Source organism: Sphingomonas ginsenosidivorax (genome assembly GCF_007995065.1).
GTDB lineage: Bacteria > Pseudomonadota > Alphaproteobacteria > Sphingomonadales > Sphingomonadaceae > Sphingomonas > Sphingomonas ginsenosidivorax.
Map to the genome: position 1 here is coordinate 2006836 of NZ_VOQR01000001.1, position 21601 is coordinate 2028436.

Here is a 21601-nt window from a genome sequence, read left to right on the forward strand (position 1 = left end):
ATGCACGCGAAGCCCGTCGCGGTCTTGGCCATCCTCGCCGTGACGGTCGCCGCCGCGGCTCAGCGCGCACCGGGGACCGCACGGCACGGCACCGCGCAATATGCAGGCATGCGCGCCCTGCATCTGTGTACGGGCTATTTCGCGACCGAAGCGCCACGCGCGCTGATCGATGCGACGATCGAGGCCAATGCCGGTCCTGCCCCCGCGACCCCGATGCGCACCGAGGTCGACGAACGTGCGCGCACCGTCTCGGTCCGCTACGCCGCTGACATGCCGCCGCGCATCGCGGTGTCGCGGGCGGGCATGGGCTGCACGATGCTGCCGATCGGTGCGGATGTCGCGCTGGCGAAACAACTGATCCGCGTCCCGCTCGAGGCACCACGTCTCGACGACCGCTCTTGGCCCATGGGCGACCGCGACGCGCGCGCGCCGCTGCCGGCACGAGACGAAGCGGCGGTCGAGCGCGTCCTCGACGCCGCCTTCGAGGACGAAAAGGGCGCGTATGGCGGCAAGACCTGGGGCGTGGTCGTGCTGCACGACGGGAAGATCGTCGCCGAACGCTACAGCCACGGATTTGCACGCCACATCGCTGCGCGGACCAATTCGATGTGCAAGAGTCTGGGCGCCACGCTGGTCGGCGTCGGGGTTCGGACCGGACGCGTCGATCTCAACCGCCCCGCGCCACTTGCGGAATGGCGCACGCCGGGCGATCCGCGTGGCGCGATCACCACCGACAATCTGCTGCGGATGACCAGCGGGCTCTACAGTGACGGCCCGCAGGACCCGCAGGTCGAGATCTATCGATCCGGCGCGGCGATCGCCGATATCGCCGCCCGCAACATGATGGACGCGCAGCCGGGCACGCGCTTCGTCTATGCCGGCACCGACACGAACCTGGCGATGCGCGGCCTGCGCCAGGCTCTGTCGGAGGATGCAGCCTACCCCGCCTTCCCGTATCGTGCGCTGTTGTGGAAGCTCGGCATGACGCGGACGGTCGTTGAGACGGACTGGAACAACGACTTCATCGTGTCGGGTCAATGCTGGAGCACCGCGCGCGACTTTGCGCGACTGGGGATGCTCTATCTCGCCGACGGGCGCTGGAACGGTGAACGCCTTCTGCCCGCCGGCTGGACGACATACGTGTCGTCGCCCCTCTCCGTGCAACCGAAGAGGCCCAGTATCGGCGGCGATGCCGGCTACGGCGCGCAGTTCTGGCTGTTCGGCGGCATGGACGGGCTGCCCAGCGACGCCTTCTCCGCGTTCGGCGCGATGGGGCAATATGCAGTGATCGTGCCGTCGAGGAACCTGGTCGTCGTCCGCCGCGGGCTCGACCACGATCCGCCGTTCAGGATCCAGAAGTTTGCAGCCGATGTGATGAACGCAGTGGCGCCGCAACCCGCTTCCAGGAAGGAACTTCGATGACCTCTCATCCCCGGCACCGCGCCGGTCTCGACCGGCGCGGTGCGTTGAAGAGCGCCGGTGGCCTGCTGGCCGTGTCGATGCTCCCCCTCGATACCGCCGCGGCACAGGATGCCGAGGCCACGAAACCGAGAACACCCCCGCGTGCGCGGCAGTTCCAGGGGCGGACGCTGACCGCCACGGTCGCCGACTATGCCGCCGCCACCTCGCTCGCCAGGATTCCGCCAGAGGTGCTCGATCGAGCCAGGAAGGTGGTGTTCGACGAAATGGCCTGCGCCTATTTCGGTTGCACAAGTCCGGGCGCCACCGCCGCGACGCGCCACGTTGCCGGCTGCGGCAGCCCGGGAGAGGCGCGTATCTATGGCACAGCGCTGCGCGCCTCCGCGCCCTATGCGGCGATGGCCAACGGCACGGCGGGCCACGGCTATGAGGTCGATGGTACGCATGTCGTCGGCGGCCATCCCGGCGCCTCGATCGTCCACACCGTCACCGCGATCGCGGAGAAGCAGAATGCATCGGGCGCGGAGCTGCTCAACGCGGTGATCCTAGCCTACGATGTCGGCGTGCGCATCGTCGAGGCGTGCGGCGGCAAGTTCAGTGTGCGCGATCGCCGGCACCTCACGAGCGACTTCTTCTACGCGATGGGCGGCACCGCCGCGGCCGCGCGTATCCTCAAGCTTTCGCCGACGCGCCATCGCCATGCATTGGCGCTGGTCACGTTCCAGACAAACGGCCTGTACGCGCTGTATGCGGAGAAGGACCACATCAGCAAATCCTTCTGCAACGGCCAATACGCCTTCGCCGCGATCAGTTCGGCGCAGATGGCGCAGGCCGGGCTGGAGGGGAACGAGGACATCATCGGCTCGGCCGAGGGCGTGCTCGACGCCTGGGGCGACGGCCGGCACGACGACGCGGTCGTCGCGGGTCTCGGTCGCGATTTCAAGATCATGGGCGCCAACTTCAAGTTCTACAACGCGGGCTACCCGATCCATACGCCGATCGAGGCGGTCCAGACGATCATCAGGCAGAATGCCATCGCCAACGACGCGATCCAGTCGATCCTGATCGGCATGCCGCAGAACGCGATGAAGGTCGTCGACAACCGCGAGATGCACAATATCTCGGTCCAGGACATGGTCGCCGCCAATCTCGCCAAGGGCGGATTGAAGCTGGTCGACGAACCCTTCCCGGCGATCCTGTCCGACCCGACCTACAAGAGGCTGCGCACGCTGATCTCGGTGGCGGTCGACCCCGAGCTGCAGAGCGAATTCCCCAACGGGCGCGGCGCGCGGGTCACCATCGTCACCCGGGACGGCAAACGCCACGTCCTGCGGATCGACAATCCCCGCGGGCACAGCCTGCGCGGTGATGTCTCGTGGGACGATCTCGCCGAGAAATGGCGCGGCTCACTGCCCAATTGCGACCCCGGCCGAGCGCTGGAGATCGCCCGGAACCTCGACAAGCTGACGAGCGCGAAGGATCTGTTCGCGGCCTTTGCGGGGACCAACGGCTAACGGGGATACAGACGGTATTGCAATCGGTCATTTTCGGCTATGTCCGCCATTACGAACAAGGGGTTGGCAGAACGGCAATGACTAAAGACGATGACGGTGTGGCAGAAGCGCTGGATTCCGGGGACGAGACCACGCGGCAGCCGCAGCACCACCGCACCGTGGACCGCGTTACGCAGATCCTCGAAGAGGTCGTCTATCATCCGGGTCTGACCTTCGCCGAACTCGCGCGGACACTCGGCGCGCCGAAGAGTTCGGTCTATGGCTTCATGCAGGGGCTGCTGGCGACCGGTTGGCTCTACGAACAGGACCGACGCTATTATCTGGGGCCCGCGGTACACGGGCTGACGCTCGCCAGCGGCCAGGTGCGCGCGGGGCTGGTGAGCCAGGACGTGCTGGTCGACCTGCACCGCGAGACCGGGCTTCCGGTTTTCCTGGGCGTCGAGGCGGGCGACCACCTGATCTACATCGCCGAGGCCGGCGGGGACTCGATCGCCGATATCGAGGCGCGACGGAACATCCGCCGAACGCTTCTCGCCACCGCGACCGGCAAGGCGCTGCTCGCGGCGCGTCCGCAGGACGAACTGAAAGCGTTCCTGCGCCGGCACAGCCGCAGCGACGCCGCGCTCGTCGAATCCTTCCTCAGCGAATATGACGAGATCAAGCGCACGGGCATCGCGACGAACGTCCGGCTGTCGGGCACGCGCTACGCGATCGCCACGGTGGTGCCGAGCATCTCGGGCAAGGCGCCCGCAGCCGTCGCGCTTGTCGGCGCGACTACCAAGGTCAAGCCGCGCGCGAAGAAGCTCGCCGACCTGCTGCTCGAGCGGGTCGCGACCTGGGCCAACCACCCTGCCACCGCGCGCGAGGCGATCTAGCGATCGGCGCTATGCCGCAGGGTGGACGAGCGGGCCGTTGGTGACGTCGAACGTCGACTGCGGCGCGAGCGTCTCGCCGATCTGCCGCCGGGCGGCATGGAGGTCGTTCACCACCCGGCAGGTCTCATCGATCAGCATGCTGGGGCGCCGCGCGAGATCATAGGCGGGCCAAGCCGGCATGTTCGGGTTCTGCGGCGTACCGGAGGTGGCGAACGCGACATAGGCAGCCAACAGGTTGCGCGATGCCGCCGCCGCCCGGGCTCCGCCGCCCGCCGTCAGCCGGTCCTTGTCGAGCGTGCCGAACGCGAACGGAACGTCGATCGCGTGCGGCCCGCCCCAGATTCCGTTCTCGACCGGCGACCGCCAGTCGAACCCGGCGAGATAGACGGGCTGCTTGCCCGTCGCTGCTCGTGCCTCGGTCGCCTTGCGCATCGGCGCCCGCATCAGCGCGTCGCTAGCGACATCGACGAGCACGTCCCAAGCCGACCGCTTCGGGCCATCTTGGCGATACGCAGCGATCACGTCCTGTGCGCGCGCCTCGTCTATGCCGAACTGCGCTTGGATGCGGGTCGCGAGCTCCCGTTCGGTGACCGCCAGATTGGTGCGATCCCGCAACAGCCATGGCGTCGCCTCGGTCGCGGTGCAGCTCATGATGCCCGGCTTGGCCGCCTGCATTGCCCAGCCGGCGGCGGACTGCGGTGCGTGGATGATGTTGCGGCCGTCGACGACGGGACGCAACTGGTCGGCCTTGAGATTGGCGAGTGCCGTCACGTTCGCCGCGTATAGCCGGGCCACCGGCACTGCCTGGAGACGGCGGAGATCGCCCTTCCCCAGTCCCAGCACCCGGAGCAGTTCGTCGGTCGGATCACGCAGTTCCTGGCTCGGCCGCAGGAAGAACGCGCCAGAACCGCTCATGTTGATCGAATTGCGGAACAGCGGATCGGCTGCCGGCATCACCGACAGCGCGACGATCTTGGCACCGCCGCCCGATTCTCCGAACACGGTGACGCGGTGCGGATCGCCTCCGAACGCGGCGATATTGGTCTGCACCCACTGCAAGGCCGCGATCAGGTCGAGCTGCCCCGCGTTCCCGGCATCCACAAAATCGGGATCGAGACCGCCGAGATTGGCATAGCCGAAGACGTTGAGACGGTGGTTGAGCGTGACGACCACGACGTCCCCGCCGCGCGCCAGCGCTGTGCCGTCGAGCGTTGCGCCATCCCCGCTGCCGCCCTGGAAACCGCCGCCATGGATATACACCATGACGGGCCGAGCAGCGTCACGGCCCGCGCCGGGCGTGTAGACGTTGAGGACGCAGCAATCCTCCCCTTGCGGCGGCACGGGCGGAGCGACGATTTCTCGCCCGCCCGCACGCCGAGCCTGGGGGCAGCGATCGCCGAACGCCAGCGCATCGCGCACGCCGGCCCATTTCGCCACCGGTCGCGGCGCCATGAACCGATTGCGCCCGCTCGTGTCGGCGGCATAGGGCACCCCCTTGAAGCTGACGACGCCGTCCCGGGCCGCACCGCGCAGCTTGCCATCCGCGGTCTCGACGACCGTCCCGTCGGCTGCCGCGGCGCGCGCGACCGAGAAGGCCGGCAACGCCAGCAGCACCGCCGCGCCCGACAGGAAGGTGCGACGGGTCGCGGGGCCTGTGTCGTCCATCGATCACTCTCCATCGTCGCGATCGTCGTCGATCGGCGTTGCTCGCTTTGCGAGTCTTCCATATATACGCATAATCGATCGTATCTGGAAATATGCGGCGGCAATGATGACCGGTGGACGGCAACCATCGCGTGCTGGCACCATAGCCGGATCAAGGAGACTGCAAGTGAACCGTGCCTGCGCCACCGCCTTCATCCTCGTCCTCGCTACGCCCGTCGCGGCGCAGCAGAAACGTCCCTCGGTGGCACCCAAGGCGATGCAGGAGGTCGCGCCGCAGCTCGCCACCTATACCGACGACGTACTGTTCGGCGATGTCTGGGTCCGCTCGCAGCTGAGCCCGCGCGATCGCAGCATGGTCACGCTGACCGTGCTCATCGGTACGGGCAAGAGTGCGCAGCTCGCCGGGCATCTCAACCGCGCGCTCGACAATGGCGTGACGCCGGCCGAGGTGTCGGGCCTCGTCACGCAGCTGGCCTTCTACACCGGCTGGCCCAACGCCGTTTCCGCGCTGGCGGTGATCGCGCCCGAATTCACGAAGCGCAAGATCGACACGGCGGCGTTACGCGCCGCGGTGTCGGCTGCCGCGCTGGCACCCGAACAGCCGGCGACCGCCCGCGACAGCAACCCCGCCATGGCGAAGGGCGCACCCAAGTTCGAGGCGCTGACTGCCAACGTCATCTACGGCGACCTCTGGCGCCGCACCGACCTCACCCCGCGCGACCGCAGCCTGGTCACCATCATCGCGCTCGCCGCGAACGGTGACGAGGCGCAGCTCGCGTCGCACATGGGGCGCAGCGCAGCGTACGGACTGACCCGCGCCGATCTCGTCGAGGCGCTGACGCATCTGGCCTTCTACGCCGGCTGGCCCAAGGCCAACAGCGCGATCCGGCTGGCGATCGCCGATCAGGGCAAGCCCGCCGAGCCGGTCGTATCCGCCGATGCCGCACCACCGCTGACGGTGACTCCGCCAAGGCAGGACCCGAGCCGCGGCCCGGCCGAGCATTTCACCGGGCAGGTCACCGTCACCTCGCCGTTCAAGGCCAGTGGCGGATCGCGGCTGGGCGGCGCGACGGTCAGCTTTGCGAAGGGCGCACGGACCAACTGGCACACGCATCCGACCGGCCAGTTGCTGGTCGTCACCACGGGCCGCGGCTGGGTGCAGGCGGCGGGTGAACCCGTACGTGTCGTCGGCCCGGGCGATATCGTCTGGACCGCCCCGGGCGTCCGTCACTGGCACGGCGCGACCGCGACCAGCGCGATGACGCATGTCGCGGCGTCCGAATCCAGAGAGGGCACCAGCGTCACCTGGATGGAGCCCGTATCCGCCGCGCAATACACGGGCCCGCGCTGATCCTTCATTTGCGGCACGCATATCCGAAGCCGGCAGAAGTCCGGCGAGTTGGGGAGAAGAACATGCTTCGATCGGCCTTTGCAACGCACAGGGTACGGCGGATGGCTCTGTCGCTCGTTGCCGTCTCCGCCGCGATGGCGCTGACGGCGAGGGATATGCGCGCGCAAACCTCCCCGCCCTCCCCGCCCTCCCCGCCCTCCCCGATCTGCGGCACCGAAGGCGGTGCGCAGCTGCTGTGCGGCGTTTCGAAGCCGGAGGACCTGTTCCGCGTTGAGGGAACGGACTGGATCGTCACGACGTCGCTCGCCGGCGGCATCCATATCCTGAACACGCGGGACAAGCGGCCCGTCCCGCTCTACCCGGCGGCCAATGCGCGCGAGACGTTCGACAGGCGGACCTATGCGAGTTGCGCCGGGCCGCCGGACGCCGCGGCAAAGGCGCATTTCTCGACGCTGGGGCTGCACATCCGGCCGCTCGGACGCGGCCTGCACCGGCTGTACGTCACGCGCTATCCGGGCCCCAGCGGCGTGGACGTGTTCGATCTCGACGTCCGTGCGAAACCCCGCGCGACATGGATCGGATGCGTGCCGTCGCCGGGCACCGTCCTCGCCAACTCGATCGTCGGACTGCGCGATGGCGGGTTCATCGTCTCGAGCTTCTACGAGACCGGCGCGAATTCGCAGGCATCGCGGGCAAAGGCCCTCGACGGCGGCATCACCGGTGCACTGTGGTCCTGGCACCCGAAAACGGGCTGGGCGCAGATCCCCGGCACCGAGTCCGCCGGCCCGAACGGCATCGAGCTCTCGCCCGACGGACGCCATGCCTATGTCAATCAATGGGGCTCGCGCACCTTCATGCGCGTGACGCTGGGCGCGGTGCCGCCCCGCCGCGACATCGTGCCGATGGGATTCCGCCCCGACAATCTTCACTGGGCGCCCGACGGGATGCTGCTCATCGCCGGGCATACCGATACCGCCGGCTATCTCGCGAAGATCGATCCCGTATCGCTCAAGGTGACGCCGTTACTGAGCCGGCCGGACACGCCGCGATTCGTCCACGTCTCCGGCGCGATCCAGATCGGGTCGGACTATTGGGTAGGGTCGTCGCGGTCCGATCATTTGGCGATCTTTCCCGCTTTGGACAAACGCTAGCCGCGAGACGGGGGCGGCGATCCGCCCGCCCCCGTCGCCGTCCGAGGGCATTCGCTACAGGATCGTTTCCGCGGCCCGCCACTCGGCGATCTCCTCGGCGGAATGGCCGAGCCAGGTGCCGAGGATCTCGTCGTTGGCCGCCCCCAGCGGCAGGCTCGGTTCGAGTTCGCGCCGTGCGACGCCCTCGAAGGTGAAGGGCGAGTGCGGCAGCACGACGCGGCCGAGGTCGGGATGCTCGACCCATTGCAGGCTGCCGCGGGCGTGCATGTTCCGGTCGACGATAACCTCGCCGAGATGGCGCACCGCGGAACACGGCACCTTCACAGCGAGCAGCCGGTCGGCGATCTCGTGGCGGCCGTGCTGGCGCGTCCATGCCTCCATCAGGGCGTCCACCGCCGCCATGTTGCGGACCCGATCGGTGCGCGTGCGGAACTGCGGATCGTCGGCGAGATCCGACCGCCCCATGACATCGAGGATCGAGCGGAAATGGCTGTCGCCGGGCGAGTTGATCACCACATAGCCATCGGTCGTCGGATAGACGTTGTAGGGCGAAACGCCGAGCCCGCCATGGCGATTGCCGGTCCGCGGCGGCGCCGCCGCGCCGCGCGCGTGCAACATGCCGAGGTTGGACGCGAGCGAGCAATAGGCGGCATCCTGCATCGATACTTCGAGCACGCGAGCGACGCCGGTGCGCTCGCGCTCGTACAGCGCCGTCATGATCGCCCCGTAGAGATGGATGCCGGCCAGAAAGTCGCACAGCGCCGCGCCCGACTTGACCGGAGGCTGGTCTGCGAACCCGGTCGAATCGATGATGCCGCACATCGCCTGCATCACCAGGTCCATCGCCGGATAGTCCTTGTAGGGGCCGTCCTTGCCGTACCCCGAACTCGACGCATAGATCAGCCGCGGATTGACCGCGCGCAGCACCTCGGCGCCGACGCCGAGACGATCGAGCACGCCCGGTGCGAAATTCTCGACCAGAACGTCGGCACGCGCGACCATCTCCTTCAGCAGCGTACGGCCCTGTTCGGACTTCAGGTTGAGCGTCACCGGCTTCTTGTTGGAATTGAGCATCGCGTAGGAGAAATCGGCGCCGCCCATATCGCCGCGGCTGCGCAACGTCTCGCCGTGCAGCGGCTCCACCTTGATCACGGTCGCGCCGCTCAGCGCCATCAGGAAGGTAGCGTAGGGACCGTTATAGACATGCGACAGATCGATCACCGTGATGCCCGACAGGGGGTAGCGGGCATCCCCCGCCGGCAGCGCGTCCTCGAGCCCGCTGTCGTCACCGCGCGCCGCGCCATCGTTCAACCGTTCAGCCATTCTGTCCTCGTCCATGTCTCTGTTATGCCACGACGATTGCGACGCAAGCGCGTGTCCGATTACGATCGACTCCCGGTGCTCCGCGGCTTGGCGGCAGTGGCACCGGGTAGGGCCAGTTGACCCTCCCGCACCGACTGATCACGGCTCGATCCATCTGCCCTCCCCCGCCAGCCCCCGCATAAATATTCGTATATGCGATATGCTGATCGTATATAGCAACCGTATCGGATCGCGTTTCCTTGTCAAGCGAATGCGCCGCGAACGCGACGCGCGCCGCTAAGCGGGACCACGGCGGGGGAGCGCGATGATCGCCGTGCCGGGCATCACATTCTGGCCGCGCTGGTTCTGCGCCCAGGTCGTCAGCCGCAGCACCGCGTCGCCCGCGGCATCGATCTCCTTGCCGTCGACCCGCGCGCCGAGCCGCACGACGTCGGAGAGATAGACGTGCGACCGATACTGGCCGGTAATCCGCTTGAGCCTGCCTGTGTCGCCCATCCAGTTGGTGAGCGAGTGGATCTGCCAGCTGGTCCGCTGGATGCCGACGTCATAGGCGATCTGCGCGCCCTGCAGCCCCGCCGCATAATCGTTGTAGTGCACCGAATAGACCGGTTCCAGCGCGTGCGTCCGGGGATCGCGGAACGCCCATTTGGGATGCTTGTGATACCGGCGCAGCGATACCGAATGCGCCGCCACGCGGGGGATCGGCGCCGCGCCCCCGGCGATAAAGGCGATGAAGTCGGTCAGACCCAGCGGCCCCTTGGTGATCACGTCGATCTCGTCGCCGATCGCGACGTCTTCCCAGTAACGCGGGGTCGCACCGCGCGGCGCTTCCTTCAGAACTTCCGCCTCGATTGCCGCGACCTCTTCGTCGGTCCAGGGATGCGGCACGGTGATCGTCCGCGTCTCGGCCCGCTTCTGCATCTCGCCGCGCTCGAAGCGCATGCGCGAGCAGATGAAATCGGCGACCAGCGCGCCGTCCTGGTTGGTGTATTGCTGCAGGATATAGTCCTTGATCCGCCTCCCACCAAACTGGCTCTGCTCGATCGGGCCGTCGAACCCCTGGAACTCGCAGCGGCAATCGATCCTGTCGCCGACGCCGATCGGAGCATGGAAATCGATCGTCGTCTCGCAATGGAACCCGCCCAGCCCCGGCCAGCCGACCTGGATGCCGGCCAGGCAGGCGAAGATGAAGCTCGGCGGTGCGATCAGCCTGCCGTGCGGCGTCGCCTCGGCATAGTCCGTATCGGTCCACAGCGGATTGTCGTCGCCGATCCCTTCGCAGAACCGCAGGATCGCGGTCCGCGTTGCATATTCGTTGTTGATGCTCGCCGCCGTGCGCAGGTTGGTGCCGATCAGCGCCCGCATCGACTCCAGCATGTCGTCGGTAAATTTACCGGTCGCCAGCTCGCGCGCGATGGGCGCGTCGGGTTCGGTCACGGGGTTTGTCATGATCGGGGTCTCTTCGCGTCTATGCCGGTCCCAGCAGATGTATCTGGCGATGCTGTGCGTATATACGTCTATCGTTTTCCATAAACGAACTTGTGGCCCGGGAGCAGCTGTGTCAACCATCCGGAAAACACAATGAGGATGGCGAATGCCGGAAGCACCTACATGGAGAAGCGCGCGCTGGGCGGCCGCGGCGGTCTTGATGATCGTCTACACGCTGCATTCGCTGGACCGCTACGTGTTCGGCGTGATCATCGAGCCGCTGCGCCACGAATTCCATTTCACCGACAGCCAGCTCGGCGCGATCGGCGGCACCGCGCATGCGATCGGCTTCTGCGTCTGCGTGCTGCCCGTCGGCTGGCTGATGGACCGTACCAACCGCGTCAAGTTCCTGGCGACGATGCTTGGCATCTGGAGCGCCGTCTCCGGTCTCGGCGCGCTCGCGACCGGATACTGGTCGCTCTTCGCGATGCGTACGGTCGTCGGCGCCGCGGAATCGTCGACGGCCGCGGGCACCCAGTCGCTCGTTGCCAGCATCTTCCCGGCGAAGGAGCGCGCCAGCGCGATGGGCATCGTCCATTCCGGACTGGCGCTGGGCACCGGGCTCGCCTTCGTCATCGGCGGCTTCGTCGCGCAGCATTGGGGCTGGCGCGCGGTGTTCCTGGTGGTCGGGCTTCCCGGCGTCATTCTGGCGGCCCTGATGTGGCTGCGCTTCCCCGAGCCCCCGAAGAGCAATGAAAGCAGCGACGCCGGACAGGCCGTGCCGATGTGGCAGGTCGCGAAATTCTTCGTGCGCACCCGTGCCGTCTTCTTCAACACGATCGGCCTCGCCATCGTCGCGATGAACATCGCGTCGATCTGGATCTGGATCACGCCGATCCTGGTGCGCGAACACGGTTTCAGCCTGTCCGCCGCGGGCCTGGTCGTCGGCATCGCCGCGGGCGTCCTGAAATTCGCGTCGACCGCGCTGTCCGGCTTCCTGGCGGACTGGATTGCCAAGGGACGGGTCGACCGGCTCTGGGTTGTGCCGTCCTGTGCGTTGACGCTGTCGGTGCCGGCCGCGTTCGGCATCGCGTTCGCGCCCTCGCCGGCGATCGCGGTCGTGCTGGTGTTCGTGCTCGGCCTGACGCTCGGCACGCATTATTCGGCGCCAAAGGCCGCCATCATGACCGCCACCCCGCCGCGGATGCGCGGCTCGGTCGCGGCGATGCAGGAACTCGTCGCCAATCTCGGCGGCGCGGCGATCGGTCCGTTGATCACCGGTATCATCTCGGACAAGCTGGGCGGCGCGAACTCCGTGAGCCTTGCGCTCGGCGCAACCGTCAGCCTGAACTTGGTCGCCGCGGCGAGCTTCTGGTTCGGGATCCGGGGCACCTCACGCAGCCCTGCCGTTGCCGACGCCTCGAGCGGAATGATCACCCCGCGCTGATCGCGACGCTATTGAAGGAAGGCACGATGTCCAATCCAACCGTTTCCAGGCGTTCGCTGCTGATCGGCACCGGGCTGTCCGCGGCAGCCACCGCGGTGCCCGATGCGTTCGCGGAAACGCCGGCGGCTGGCCGACCCGCGCCGCTCGTCATCCAGGAACAGGGCAGCTTCGCGGTCGGCGGCACGGTGGTGGCTCAGCCTGGAATCTTCGATCCCTACGGGCAAGGCGCCGACGGCCAGACGCTGCACGGCGACCACGCCTATGTCTTCTACCAGATTCCGGTACGGGCGAAAAAGCACCCGCTCGTGATGTGGCACGGCATCGGTCAATTCTCGAAGACATGGGAGACGACGCCCGACGGCCGCGAGGGATATCAGACGATCTTCCTGCGCCGCGGACACGGTGTCTACATCATCGACCAGCCGCGGCGCGGCAATGCCGGGCGCACCACCGTTGCGGCGCCCGTCCCGACCACGCCCGACGACCAGAAATGGTTCAACATCTTCCGCGTGGGCCTATGGCCGGACTATTTCCCAGGCGTCCAGTTCGCGCGCGATCCCGAGACGCTGAACCAGTATTTTCGGCAGATGGCGCCCGATACCGGCCCCATCGATATCGAAGTGAACGCGACCGCGGTCGCCGCCCTGTTCGACAGGATCGGTCCGGGCGTGCTCGTCACGCATTCGCACAGCGGCGGCATGGGCTGGCAGGCGGCGGTGAAGGCACCGAACATCCGCGGCATCGTCGCCTACGAACCCGGCAGCAATTTCGTCTTTCCCGAAGGCGAGGTCCCGCCGCCGCAGACCGCCACGCCGGCCGCGATCACCGCGATCGGCACACCGCTGTCGAACTTCATGAAGCTCACCCGCGTGCCGATCCTCATCGTCTATGGCGACAACATTCCGGCCAAGCCGGTGGACAACCCCGGACAGGATGGATGGCGCGCACGGCTGGCGATGGCGCGGCTGTGGCGCGATGCGGTCAACCGGCGCGGGGGCGACGTCACCGTCGTCCACCTCCCCGAGATCGGCATCCGCGGCAACACGCATTTTCCCTTTTCGGACCTCAACAACGTGCAGATCGCGGATCACATGTCCGCCTTCCTGCGCGCCAAACATCTCGATTAGGCCTGCGACTACGGTCGCGGCCTGCCGCTCTCCACGATCGCCTTCATCCGCTGCAAGGCGGGCATCAGCCGCGCGCGTCGCGCCGCGAATTCGACCTCGCGCTGCGCCGGCGGGACGACGGAATTGTCCCAGAAGAACGAATAGACGATCCGAGACTTGCCGGCATCGGCGGCGCGGACTTCCAGCGTGTTGTGCTGCATCGTGTAGGGCACGCCGATACGCACGGGAAACGCATAGGTGTAGGACATCGGTGTGGTGGCCACGATCGCTTCGATCGTCCCGCCGGCCAGCGTCCGCACCGCGCCGAGTTCGCCCTCCGTTCCGGAGGTGATCGTGCAATCGCGCGGCAGCCATTCCTCGAGATCGCAGAAGCGGCCGATCCGCGCCCACGTCTCGGCCGCGGGCCGGTCGACCACGATCTCCAGCCGTTGCGTCACATAGTTCGGCGCCGCGATCGCCAGCGGTGTGGTCGGCGGCGCGGATGGCGACAGCTGACCCCAGGCAACGGTGGCGGACAGAAGGCAGGACACGAAAAGGCTGGTGCGGATCATGGCATGCTCCGTGCTGCGAACGGCGGGCGCGACGGACTTTGCCGTCAGGGTGCGATCGTGCGCGCCGCCAGGCGCACGGTCGTCGTGGCCCCGAGGTCCTCCGCCGACCGCCCGATCGCGAACGCGTAGTTGCCCGCGTCGAGCGCCCACCCCGTGCCCGACCATCGGGACAGCAACCGCGGATCGATCGCCATCGTCACGGCCCGCGTTTCACCGGGTTGGAGCTCGACCCTCGCAAAACCGGCGAGACGGCGCAGCACTTGGCCGTTGCGGCGTGTCAGATAGAGTTGGACCACGTCGGCGCCGGCCCGCGCCCCGGTGTTGGTGACCGTGACCCGGGCGCTCAGACGACGGCCATCGACGGCCGGCTGGCTGTGACGAAATTGCGTGTAGCTGAGCCCGTGCCCGAAGGCGAACAGCGGCTTGCGCGACTGCCCCGCGTACCAGCGATAGCCCACGTCCGCGCCCTCGACATAGTCGACCCCGAACTGGTGCGTTCCGTCATCGGGAAGCCCGAGACCTTCCGGACGCGCACGGGGCGCCTGCGCGGCGGTCGCCGGGAAGGTGATCGGCAGCCGGCCCGACGGATTGACCCTGCCGGTCAGGACGTCGGCGATCGCCGCCCCGCCCTCCTGCCCCGAATACCACGCCTCGACGACCGCGCGCACCTTGCCGAGCCAGGGCATCGCGACGGGGTTGCCCGTTTCCAGCACCACGACGGCGTTCGGATTGGCCGCCGCGACCAGTTCGATCAGCCGATCCTGTCCGTCGGGCAGCGCGAGCGACGGATTGTCGATGCTCTCGACCTGCCATTGATTGGCGAAGACGAGGACGAGATCGGCATGCGCGGCGCGCGCCGCCGCCAGCTCGGGCGAATAGCCGGGATCGAATTCGATCGTCGCACCCGGCAGCTGCGCCCGGAGCGCGTCGAGCGGCGAGGACGGCATCAACACCTGATAGCCACTGACCTCGAGAAACGGGCTGCCACCGAACGGCAGCCGTACCAGCGGTCCGCCGACCGGGGTCACCTGACTCGATCCCCCACCCGACCAAATGCCACGATTGGCGTAGCGCCCGACGATCAGGATCGTCTTCGCGGTCGTCGCAAGCGGCAGCACGCCGTCGTTCTTGAGCAGGACGATCCCGGCCCCCGCGGCCTCGCGCGCGACCCGCGCGTTCGCGGCATAGTCGATCGGTGTTTCCGCCAGCGGTGCGTCGGCGCCCACCGCGTACAGCGAGCGCAGGATGCGCCGGACCGATGTCGGCAAGGCCTCGCGCGGGACCGTCTTGCCGAGCGCCGCGCGGAGTGGCTTGTCGAACCACACCTGCGAGTCGAGCTGGGCGCCCGACTGCTGGTCGAGTCCCGCCGCCATGTCGGTGGGGCCGTGCGTCGCGCCCCAGTCCGACATGACATAGCCCTTGAACCCCCAGTCGCCGCGCAGCACGCGGTTCAGCAGCCAGTCGTTCGCGCAGCTATGTGCCGCGTTGATCTTGTTGTACGCGCACATGATCGCGCCCGGCCGTCCACGCTCGAGGGCGATCTCGAACGCGAGCAGGTCGGATTCACGCAGTTCCGCCTCGGCGATCCGCGCGTCGATCGAATGCCGCAGCGTTTCCTGCGCATTCAGCACGAGGTGCTTGGCAGTCGAGACGACGCGCTGCGACTGGATGCCGCGGATCGATTCCCCCGCCAGCACGCCGGCCAGCAGCGGATCCTCGCCGAGATACTCGAAATTGCGCCCGCCGAACCAGTCGCGCGTCAGGTTGACGCCGCCCGCCAGCAGGACGTTGAACCCCTTCGCGCGCGCCTCGCCGCCGATCATTGCGCCCGTCCGCCGCGCCAGGTCGGGGTCGAAGCTGGCAGCGAGCGCGAGCCCGGAGGGCAGCGCGGTGGCGACGTCGCCGATCCGGCTCATCTTCGGGTTGGTGACGCCCAGGCTCGCGTCGGTTTCGTAGATGCCGGGAAAATCGAGCCGCGGGATCGGCGGATAATAACCCGCCGCCGGCTTCACATACGCGGGCGTCGGCGCCGGCCCCCTTCGCGACGCTACCGGCATATACCCCCAGACGAGCGAGAAGCGTTCCTCCTCGGTCATCTGCCGCTCGACCGCCGCCGCCCGCGCGTCCGGATCCGCGGTCTGCGCGTGCGCCTGCCCTGCCGCCGCAACCAGCCAGGCCAGCATCGCGATATGCTTCATCTCGTCGACCCCGATCCGTCGCTGATACAAAAAATGAACCTGCGGTCCGCGTGCGGCCGCAGGTTCAGGAGGAGGATCAGAACTTGAAGCCGGCGCGTACGCCATAGGTCCGCGGGTCGGCGACCTGCACGCTGGCACGCGCGCCCACCACGACGGTCGATACGGTCACCGCATCCTCGAGGTTCTTGACGTAGCCCTGGACGTAGAAGCGCGCGTCCGGTGCATTGTAGGTCAGCGTCAGGTCGGTCTTCATGAAGCTCGGCTGGCGGTAGAAGTTGCGCGAGCCGATGATGAACAGCGAATAGCTGTCGCTGACGCGCGTCCGCGCGCCCGCCACCAGTTCGCCGGCACTGCCGAGCGGAATCGTGTACTGCGTTCCCGCGGTGACCACCCAGTCGGGCGAGCGATCCAGCTGCCGCCCGGCGAAATTGTAAGGCGGCAACGCGAACTCGTCATAATGCGCGTCGAGATAGGCGACCGAGAAGTCCGCGCGGATATAGCGGACCGGGGTCAGCACGGTTTCGGCCTCGATCCCGCTGACCTTTGCCCGGCCACCGTTCGTGGTGACGAGGCAGGACAGGCCGCCGCCGCAATCGCTGACGAGCTACGACAGCTGCAGGTTGTTGTAGTCATAGTGGAACGCCGACGCGTCCAGCCGGACCGCATTGTCGAGGAACCGGGTCTTGATGCCCGCCTCGTAGGAGGTCAGCGTTTCCGGATCGTAATAGAGCGCGTCGGCGGTGAGGGTGCAGCCCGTGCCAGTCCCGCGCTCGCACCCGTCGTTGAAGCCGCCCGCCTTGTAGCCCGTCGAAACGGTACCGTAGAGCAGCGTCGTCGGGGTAAGGTCGTAATCCAGGCCGAGCCGCCAGGTCGTCTTGGCGAACGTCGCCGACGCATTGTTGTTCGGCACGGCGTTCGCCGGCCGTGCGCAGGTGAAGAACGATGCGCAGGTGACCGTGTACCCGACACGCGACTTGTCGTCGTGCGAGTAGCGCGCGCCGGCCGTGAAGCGGAGCGAGTCCGTCAACGCGTACGTACCCTGTCCGAAGAAGGCGTAGGACTTCGCCTTGGTGGGATCCTGAAAGAAGGCCAGCGTCGTGCCGTCGCCGGTGCGCCCCGGATTGGCCGTGCCGATCAGCCCCTTGAGAACAATGTCCGAATCTTCCTTGAAGAAATAGCCGCCGCCCTGCAGCGTCAGCGGGCCGCCGCCGTTGGTCGCGAGGCGCAGTTCGTGCGACTGCTGGCGGTAATGGCCGTCATAGGAATAATGATAGGCCAGCGCCGCATCGGGGGAGATGCGCGCATCCTCCTCGTCTCGCTTGAACCGGCGATAGGAGCCGACATAGGAGACCGTGATCGGGCCGACATCCTGCGTCAGTTCGCCGCCGATGCCCCAGCTGTAGTTGCGACGATACAGGTCCCAGCCGATGTTCGCGTTCTCGGTCATGTAGGCGCGGCGCGATCGCTTGAGCCGGATCGGATCGATGCCGGTGGGGGTGTCGGCATAGAAGTTGCGGATCGGCAGCAGATCGAAGACGTGGCCGCCAATATCCGAATAGTCGCCGCGCAGCAGCAGGTTGCCGCTGTTCCATTTATACAGACCCGACACGCGCCCGGACAGGTTCTTGCGGAACGGATCGCTTCGGCCCGTCACCTGCGGACCGAAGCGCGTGAAGGTGTCGCGCTGGTCGAAATTGCCGGCGACGCGGAAGGCCAGGTTCTGACTGACCGGCAGATTGACCGCGGCACTTGCCTGGCACGCATCGTAATTGCCGTAACCGACGTCCACCGAGCCGCCGAACCGATCGAATGTCGGGCGGTTCGAGATCACGTTGATCAGCCCTGCGGTGGTGTTGCGGCCGTAGAGAGTGCCCTGCGGGCCGCGCAGCACTTCGACGCGGGCGACGTCGAAGAAGCTGACTTCCTGCGCCTGCGGGCGTGCGATGTAGACGCCGTCGGCCAGGAACGCCGCAGACGGATCGCCGCGCTCCGACACGTCGGTGCTCGTCACGCCGCGGATGGTGACCTGAACGCCGCCGCTGTTGCGATCGATCGAGATGTTGGGGACCTGGTCCGCCAGCGCGGTCGGGTTGGTGATGCCCGCCGCGCGCAAGCCGTCGCCCGTGATCGCCGAAATCGCGACCGGCGTCTTCGACAGCAGCGATTCGGTGCGGTTCGCGGTGACGATGATGTCCTGTGCATCGGTCGGATCGGTGGTCGGCGCCTGCCCCGCTGCCGCTTGGCCCGTTGCCGTCTGGCCCGCTGCCGTTTGGCCTGCTGCCGTCTGGCCCGTCGACTGCTCCTGGGCAAACGCCGGAACCGTCGTCAACGCCAATGCCGAAGCAGTGCAAAAATATGAAACGAGCTTCACGTGACCTCCCCCATGATGTGGACTCCCATCCACTATCTGTTCGCATATCCGATCTATCGGTCGTATTTATGCATACTCTGGCGTCTTCATATTTTCCGTTCTCCTGTCTGTCAATGCGGTTTCAACTTGGTGCGCGCAGACGATACCGGTGATCACCGCTGGTTGGACTTGATCCGGGGACACTTGCCGCGTGTTCGCGTGGCCACAGTAGAATAGAGCGCGGCTCGAACGGGCGGCTTTGCTACGACTAATCTGGCGAACCCTGTAGTGGGTTTGGCAGCATAGCTGACCTAACTGCGCGATGAGTTTCGTGCTTGACCGCCCCCACAACCGAATTATGTTCCCGCATACAAAGCATGGTTCGTATTTACGGAATACGTTACGGCGGCGGCACCGGAATTCGATGCCGAAACCGCTTTCGCATGGTCGAATTGGGAATGATCGATGATCGATGATGAGCGTCCAGCGGTTTCGGCCGGGAAAGTTGGAACGTCCCGCGGTTCGCCATGGGCGACGCTGGCCTTGGGTATGCTCGGGCTCGTCTTCCTCGCAATCGGCCTGTTCATGCTCGTCGGCGGGATCCGCCTGGCGTCGCTGGGCGGGTCGCTGTACTTCGCGCCGGCCGGGCTCGGACTGATCATCGCCGGCGGACTGACGATGCTGCGCCGTCCGCTGGGCGCGGTGCTCTATCTCGTCGTGTTCGCGGCCACCATCGTCTGGGCTCTCGTGGATGCCGGGGTCGCCTTCTGGCCGCTCTTCTCGCGCCTGTTCGCGCCCGCCGTGCTCGCGGTGCCGACGCTGTTGCTGCTGCCCGCCTTCCGCTATCGCGCGCCCCGTCCGTTTCCACGCGTCGCCCTGGCCGCCGCGGTGCTGGTCGTGCTGGGGCTCGTCGCCACGGGCTATGCGGCGTTCCAGCCGCGGATGATCGTCGCCGCGCAGGACGCACCGGCACCACGCCCGGGCAAGGCCGTCGATGGTGCACCCGCTGGTGAGTGGCCGGCCTGGGGTCGGACCAACGCCGGCACGCGCTATTCGCCGCTGGACCAGATCACCCCCGCCAATGTCGCGAAGCTGGCGGTCGCGTGGACCTATCGGACCGGCGATATTCCCAAGGGCGGCCAGGCGCATGTCGTCACGCCGCTGCAGGTCGGCGGAAAGCTCTATGGCTGCACGCCGACCAGCCGGGTGTTCGCGCTCGATGCCGAGAGCGGCCGGCAAATATGGGCGTTCGACCCCAAGGCGACCGGCATCCGGTTCCCCCGCTGCCGCGGCGTTGCCTATTTCGACGCGACGACAGGCGGCAGCGGGGAACCGGGCCTCGCGCAGACCGACGAATGCGCGCAGCGGATCCTGTCGACGACGGTCGACGCGCGCCTGCTCGCCGTCGATGCGCGCACCGGCCGTGCCTGCTCGAATTTCGGTATCGAAGGGCAGGTCGACCTGACGCGCGACATGGGACTGATCCGCTCGGGTATGCTGTTCCAGACCTCCGCACCGCTGGTGGCGCGCGGACTGGTGATCATGGGCGGGCGGATCAACGACAACCAGGATGTCGACGTGCCGTCCGGCGTGATCCGCGCGTTCAGCGCGCGGACCGGGGAGCTTGTCTGGGCCTGGGACCTCGGCAATCCGGCGATCACCAAGCGGCCGCCCGAGGGCCAGACCTATACGCGTTCGACCCCCAATGTCTGGGCGCCGCCCGCCTATGACGATACGCTGGGGCTGCTCTATCTGCCGATGGGCAATTCCTCGCCCGACTTCTGGGCCGGGCGGCGCAGCCCGGTGGCCGATGCCTATTCGTCCGCGATCGTCGCGCTCGATATCGGCACGGGGCGCGAGCGCTGGAAGTTCAACACCGTCCATCACGACGTCTGGGACTACGACATCCCTGCGCAGCCCGCATTGTACGACGTGCCTAACGGCCAGGGTGGATCGACCCCGGCGCTGTTGCAGGTGACCAAGCGCGGGCAGATCTTCCTGCTCGACCGCCGCAACGGGCGTCCGATCGCACCGGTTGCGGAACGCCCCGTACCGCAAGGCGCGGCGCCCGGCGACTGGCTGTCGCGCACGCAGCCCTATTCGGTCGGCATGCCGTCGATCGGCACGGAGCGGCTGTCGGAATCGCGGATGTGGGGCGCGACGCTGCTCGACCAGCTGCTGTGCCGCATCGCGTTCCGCAAGGTACGCTACGACGGCGACTTCACGCCACAGACGACGCAGGGCACGCTCCAATGGCCCGGCTGGTCGGGCGGGATGAACTGGGGTTCGGCCTCGATCGCCGAGAATCTCGGCTATGTCATCGTCAACGACATCCGCGTCCCGATGATCAACCGGCTGGTCCCCCGCGCGGACTATGCCGCGCGCGAAAAGGCCAAGGTGAAGGGCGACATCTTCTCGCCGCAGGCGGACACGCCGTTCGGGCTGCTGCAGACGCGGTTCATGTCGCCGATCGGGGTTCCGTGCCAGGAACCGCCCTATGGCACGATCACCGCGATCGACCTTGCCACGCGGAAGATCGCCTGGTCGAAGCCGCTGGGCACGGTGCAGGATACCGGCCCCCTCGGCATCGCCACGGGGCTGCAGGTCCCGATCGGCATGCCGACGCTGGGTGGACCCATCACCACCGCGTCGGGGCTGATATTCATGGCGGGGACGCAGGATTACTATCTCCGCGCGCTCGACCTGCGCTCGGGCAGGGAATTGTGGAAGGGGCGGCTGCCGGTCGGCGGCGAGACCACGCCGATGACCTATGTCGCGCCGCGCAGCGGACGGCAGTTCGTGCTGATCAGCGCCGGCGGAAACCGCTCGACGGAAATCCGCGGGGACTACGTCATCGCCTACGCCCTGCCGGGGCGATAGGGTTCGCTGCAGCGCGACCCGGTATCGGCATCAGGTCCCCGCCAAGCGGGGCAAACATTGCCGAACGGACGAGCGGCGGCGGCGACACCCGGTCCGCGTCCTCGCCCTCCGTCACCATCGGCGCCCTTTCCCTTGCCGGTGGAACAGCGGCAACGGCGCCTCACCGAACGTAGTTTTCTACGCGGGGGCTTCTCAAAGCCTATTGCCGCAACGCACCGCCCCCGCATGCCAACTATGATCCGCCGCGCGAAAGACATTTGCCAATAGCCGATCCTTGCCATACCTTCTTTATATACGACTCGAAGATCGTAAATAGGAACTA

Annotated in this window: 13 protein-coding genes and 1 pseudogene; 8 read left to right on the forward strand and 6 right to left on the reverse strand. The window is 67.2% G+C overall.

Annotated features, from left to right (window positions below):
• From FSB78_RS09065 to FSB78_RS09075, 3 genes are all read left to right on the forward strand, one after another.
• On the forward strand, window positions 1-1422 hold the full coding sequence (locus tag FSB78_RS09065; protein WP_158637984.1) for a serine hydrolase domain-containing protein: 1422 nt from the start codon (window positions 1-3) through the stop codon (window positions 1420-1422).
• Window positions 1419-2933, forward strand: a complete 1515-nt coding sequence (locus tag FSB78_RS09070; protein ID WP_199743148.1) for an MmgE/PrpD family protein — start codon at window positions 1419-1421, stop codon at window positions 2931-2933. The genes FSB78_RS09065 and FSB78_RS09070 overlap by 4 nt, the downstream gene beginning before the upstream one ends.
• 77 nt (window positions 2934-3010) lie before the next feature.
• The gene (locus FSB78_RS09075; protein WP_147082023.1) at window positions 3011-3808 is read left to right on the forward strand and encodes an IclR family transcriptional regulator; all 798 of its coding nucleotides are present in this window, start codon (window positions 3011-3013) and stop codon (window positions 3806-3808) included.
• Between the two features lie 9 nt (window positions 3809-3817).
• Here FSB78_RS09075 and FSB78_RS09080 read toward each other — a convergent pair whose 3' ends face one another.
• Entirely contained in the window at window positions 3818-5473 is a 1656-nt protein-coding gene (locus FSB78_RS09080; protein WP_147082025.1) for a carboxylesterase/lipase family protein, read from the reverse strand.
• A 166-nt stretch (window positions 5474-5639) separates the two neighbouring features.
• Here FSB78_RS09080 and FSB78_RS09085 point away from each other — a divergent pair, with 166 nt between their 5' ends.
• Window positions 5640-6824 carry a (R)-mandelonitrile lyase gene (locus tag FSB78_RS09085; RefSeq protein WP_158637985.1) on the forward strand — a complete coding sequence of 395 codons (1185 nt, stop codon included), beginning with the start codon at window positions 5640-5642 and terminating at the stop codon, window positions 6822-6824.
• 101 nt (window positions 6825-6925) lie between these two features.
• Window positions 6926-7975: an SMP-30/gluconolactonase/LRE family protein gene (locus FSB78_RS09090; RefSeq protein ID WP_147082029.1), complete on the forward strand. Its 1050-nt coding sequence runs from the start codon at window positions 6926-6928 to the stop codon at window positions 7973-7975.
• Between the two features lie 54 nt (window positions 7976-8029).
• Here the strand turns inward: FSB78_RS09090 and FSB78_RS09095 are convergent, their stop codons facing one another.
• Together FSB78_RS09095 and FSB78_RS09100 are read right to left on the reverse strand one after the other, a co-directional pair.
• Entirely contained in the window at window positions 8030-9313 is a 1284-nt protein-coding gene (locus tag FSB78_RS09095; RefSeq protein WP_199743149.1) for a CaiB/BaiF CoA transferase family protein, read from the reverse strand.
• Between the two features lie 261 nt (window positions 9314-9574).
• The gene (locus tag FSB78_RS09100) at window positions 9575-10747 is read right to left on the reverse strand and encodes an FAS1-like dehydratase domain-containing protein (RefSeq protein ID WP_147082031.1); all 1173 of its coding nucleotides are present in this window, start codon (window positions 10745-10747) and stop codon (window positions 9575-9577) included.
• A gap of 199 nt (window positions 10748-10946) precedes the next feature.
• Here FSB78_RS09100 and FSB78_RS09105 point away from each other — a divergent pair, with 199 nt between their 5' ends.
• On the forward strand, window positions 10947-12173 hold the full coding sequence (locus FSB78_RS09105; RefSeq protein ID WP_158637986.1) for an MFS transporter: 1227 nt from the start codon (window positions 10947-10949) through the stop codon (window positions 12171-12173).
• Between the two features lie 26 nt (window positions 12174-12199).
• On the forward strand, window positions 12200-13300 hold the full coding sequence (locus FSB78_RS09110) for an alpha/beta hydrolase (RefSeq protein WP_147082035.1): 1101 nt from the start codon (window positions 12200-12202) through the stop codon (window positions 13298-13300).
• A gap of 8 nt (window positions 13301-13308) precedes the next feature.
• Here FSB78_RS09110 and FSB78_RS09115 read toward each other — a convergent pair whose 3' ends face one another.
• From FSB78_RS09115 to FSB78_RS09130, 3 genes and pseudogenes are all read right to left on the reverse strand, one after another.
• Window positions 13309-13851, reverse strand: coding sequence for an SRPBCC family protein (locus FSB78_RS09115; RefSeq protein ID WP_158637987.1), 543 nt, complete (start codon window positions 13849-13851; stop codon window positions 13309-13311).
• A gap of 44 nt (window positions 13852-13895) precedes the next feature.
• Entirely contained in the window at window positions 13896-16049 is a 2154-nt protein-coding gene (locus tag FSB78_RS09120) for a glycoside hydrolase family 3 C-terminal domain-containing protein (RefSeq protein ID WP_147082039.1), read from the reverse strand.
• A 76-nt stretch (window positions 16050-16125) separates the two neighbouring features.
• A pseudogene (locus FSB78_RS09130) lies at window positions 16126-18453 on the reverse strand (TonB-dependent receptor).
• Window positions 18454-18948: 495 nt separating this feature from the next.
• Here FSB78_RS09130 and FSB78_RS09135 point away from each other — a divergent pair.
• Entirely contained in the window at window positions 18949-21279 is a 2331-nt protein-coding gene (locus tag FSB78_RS09135) for a membrane-bound PQQ-dependent dehydrogenase, glucose/quinate/shikimate family (RefSeq protein ID WP_199743150.1), read from the forward strand.
• Window positions 21280-21601: the final 322 nt, after the last annotated feature.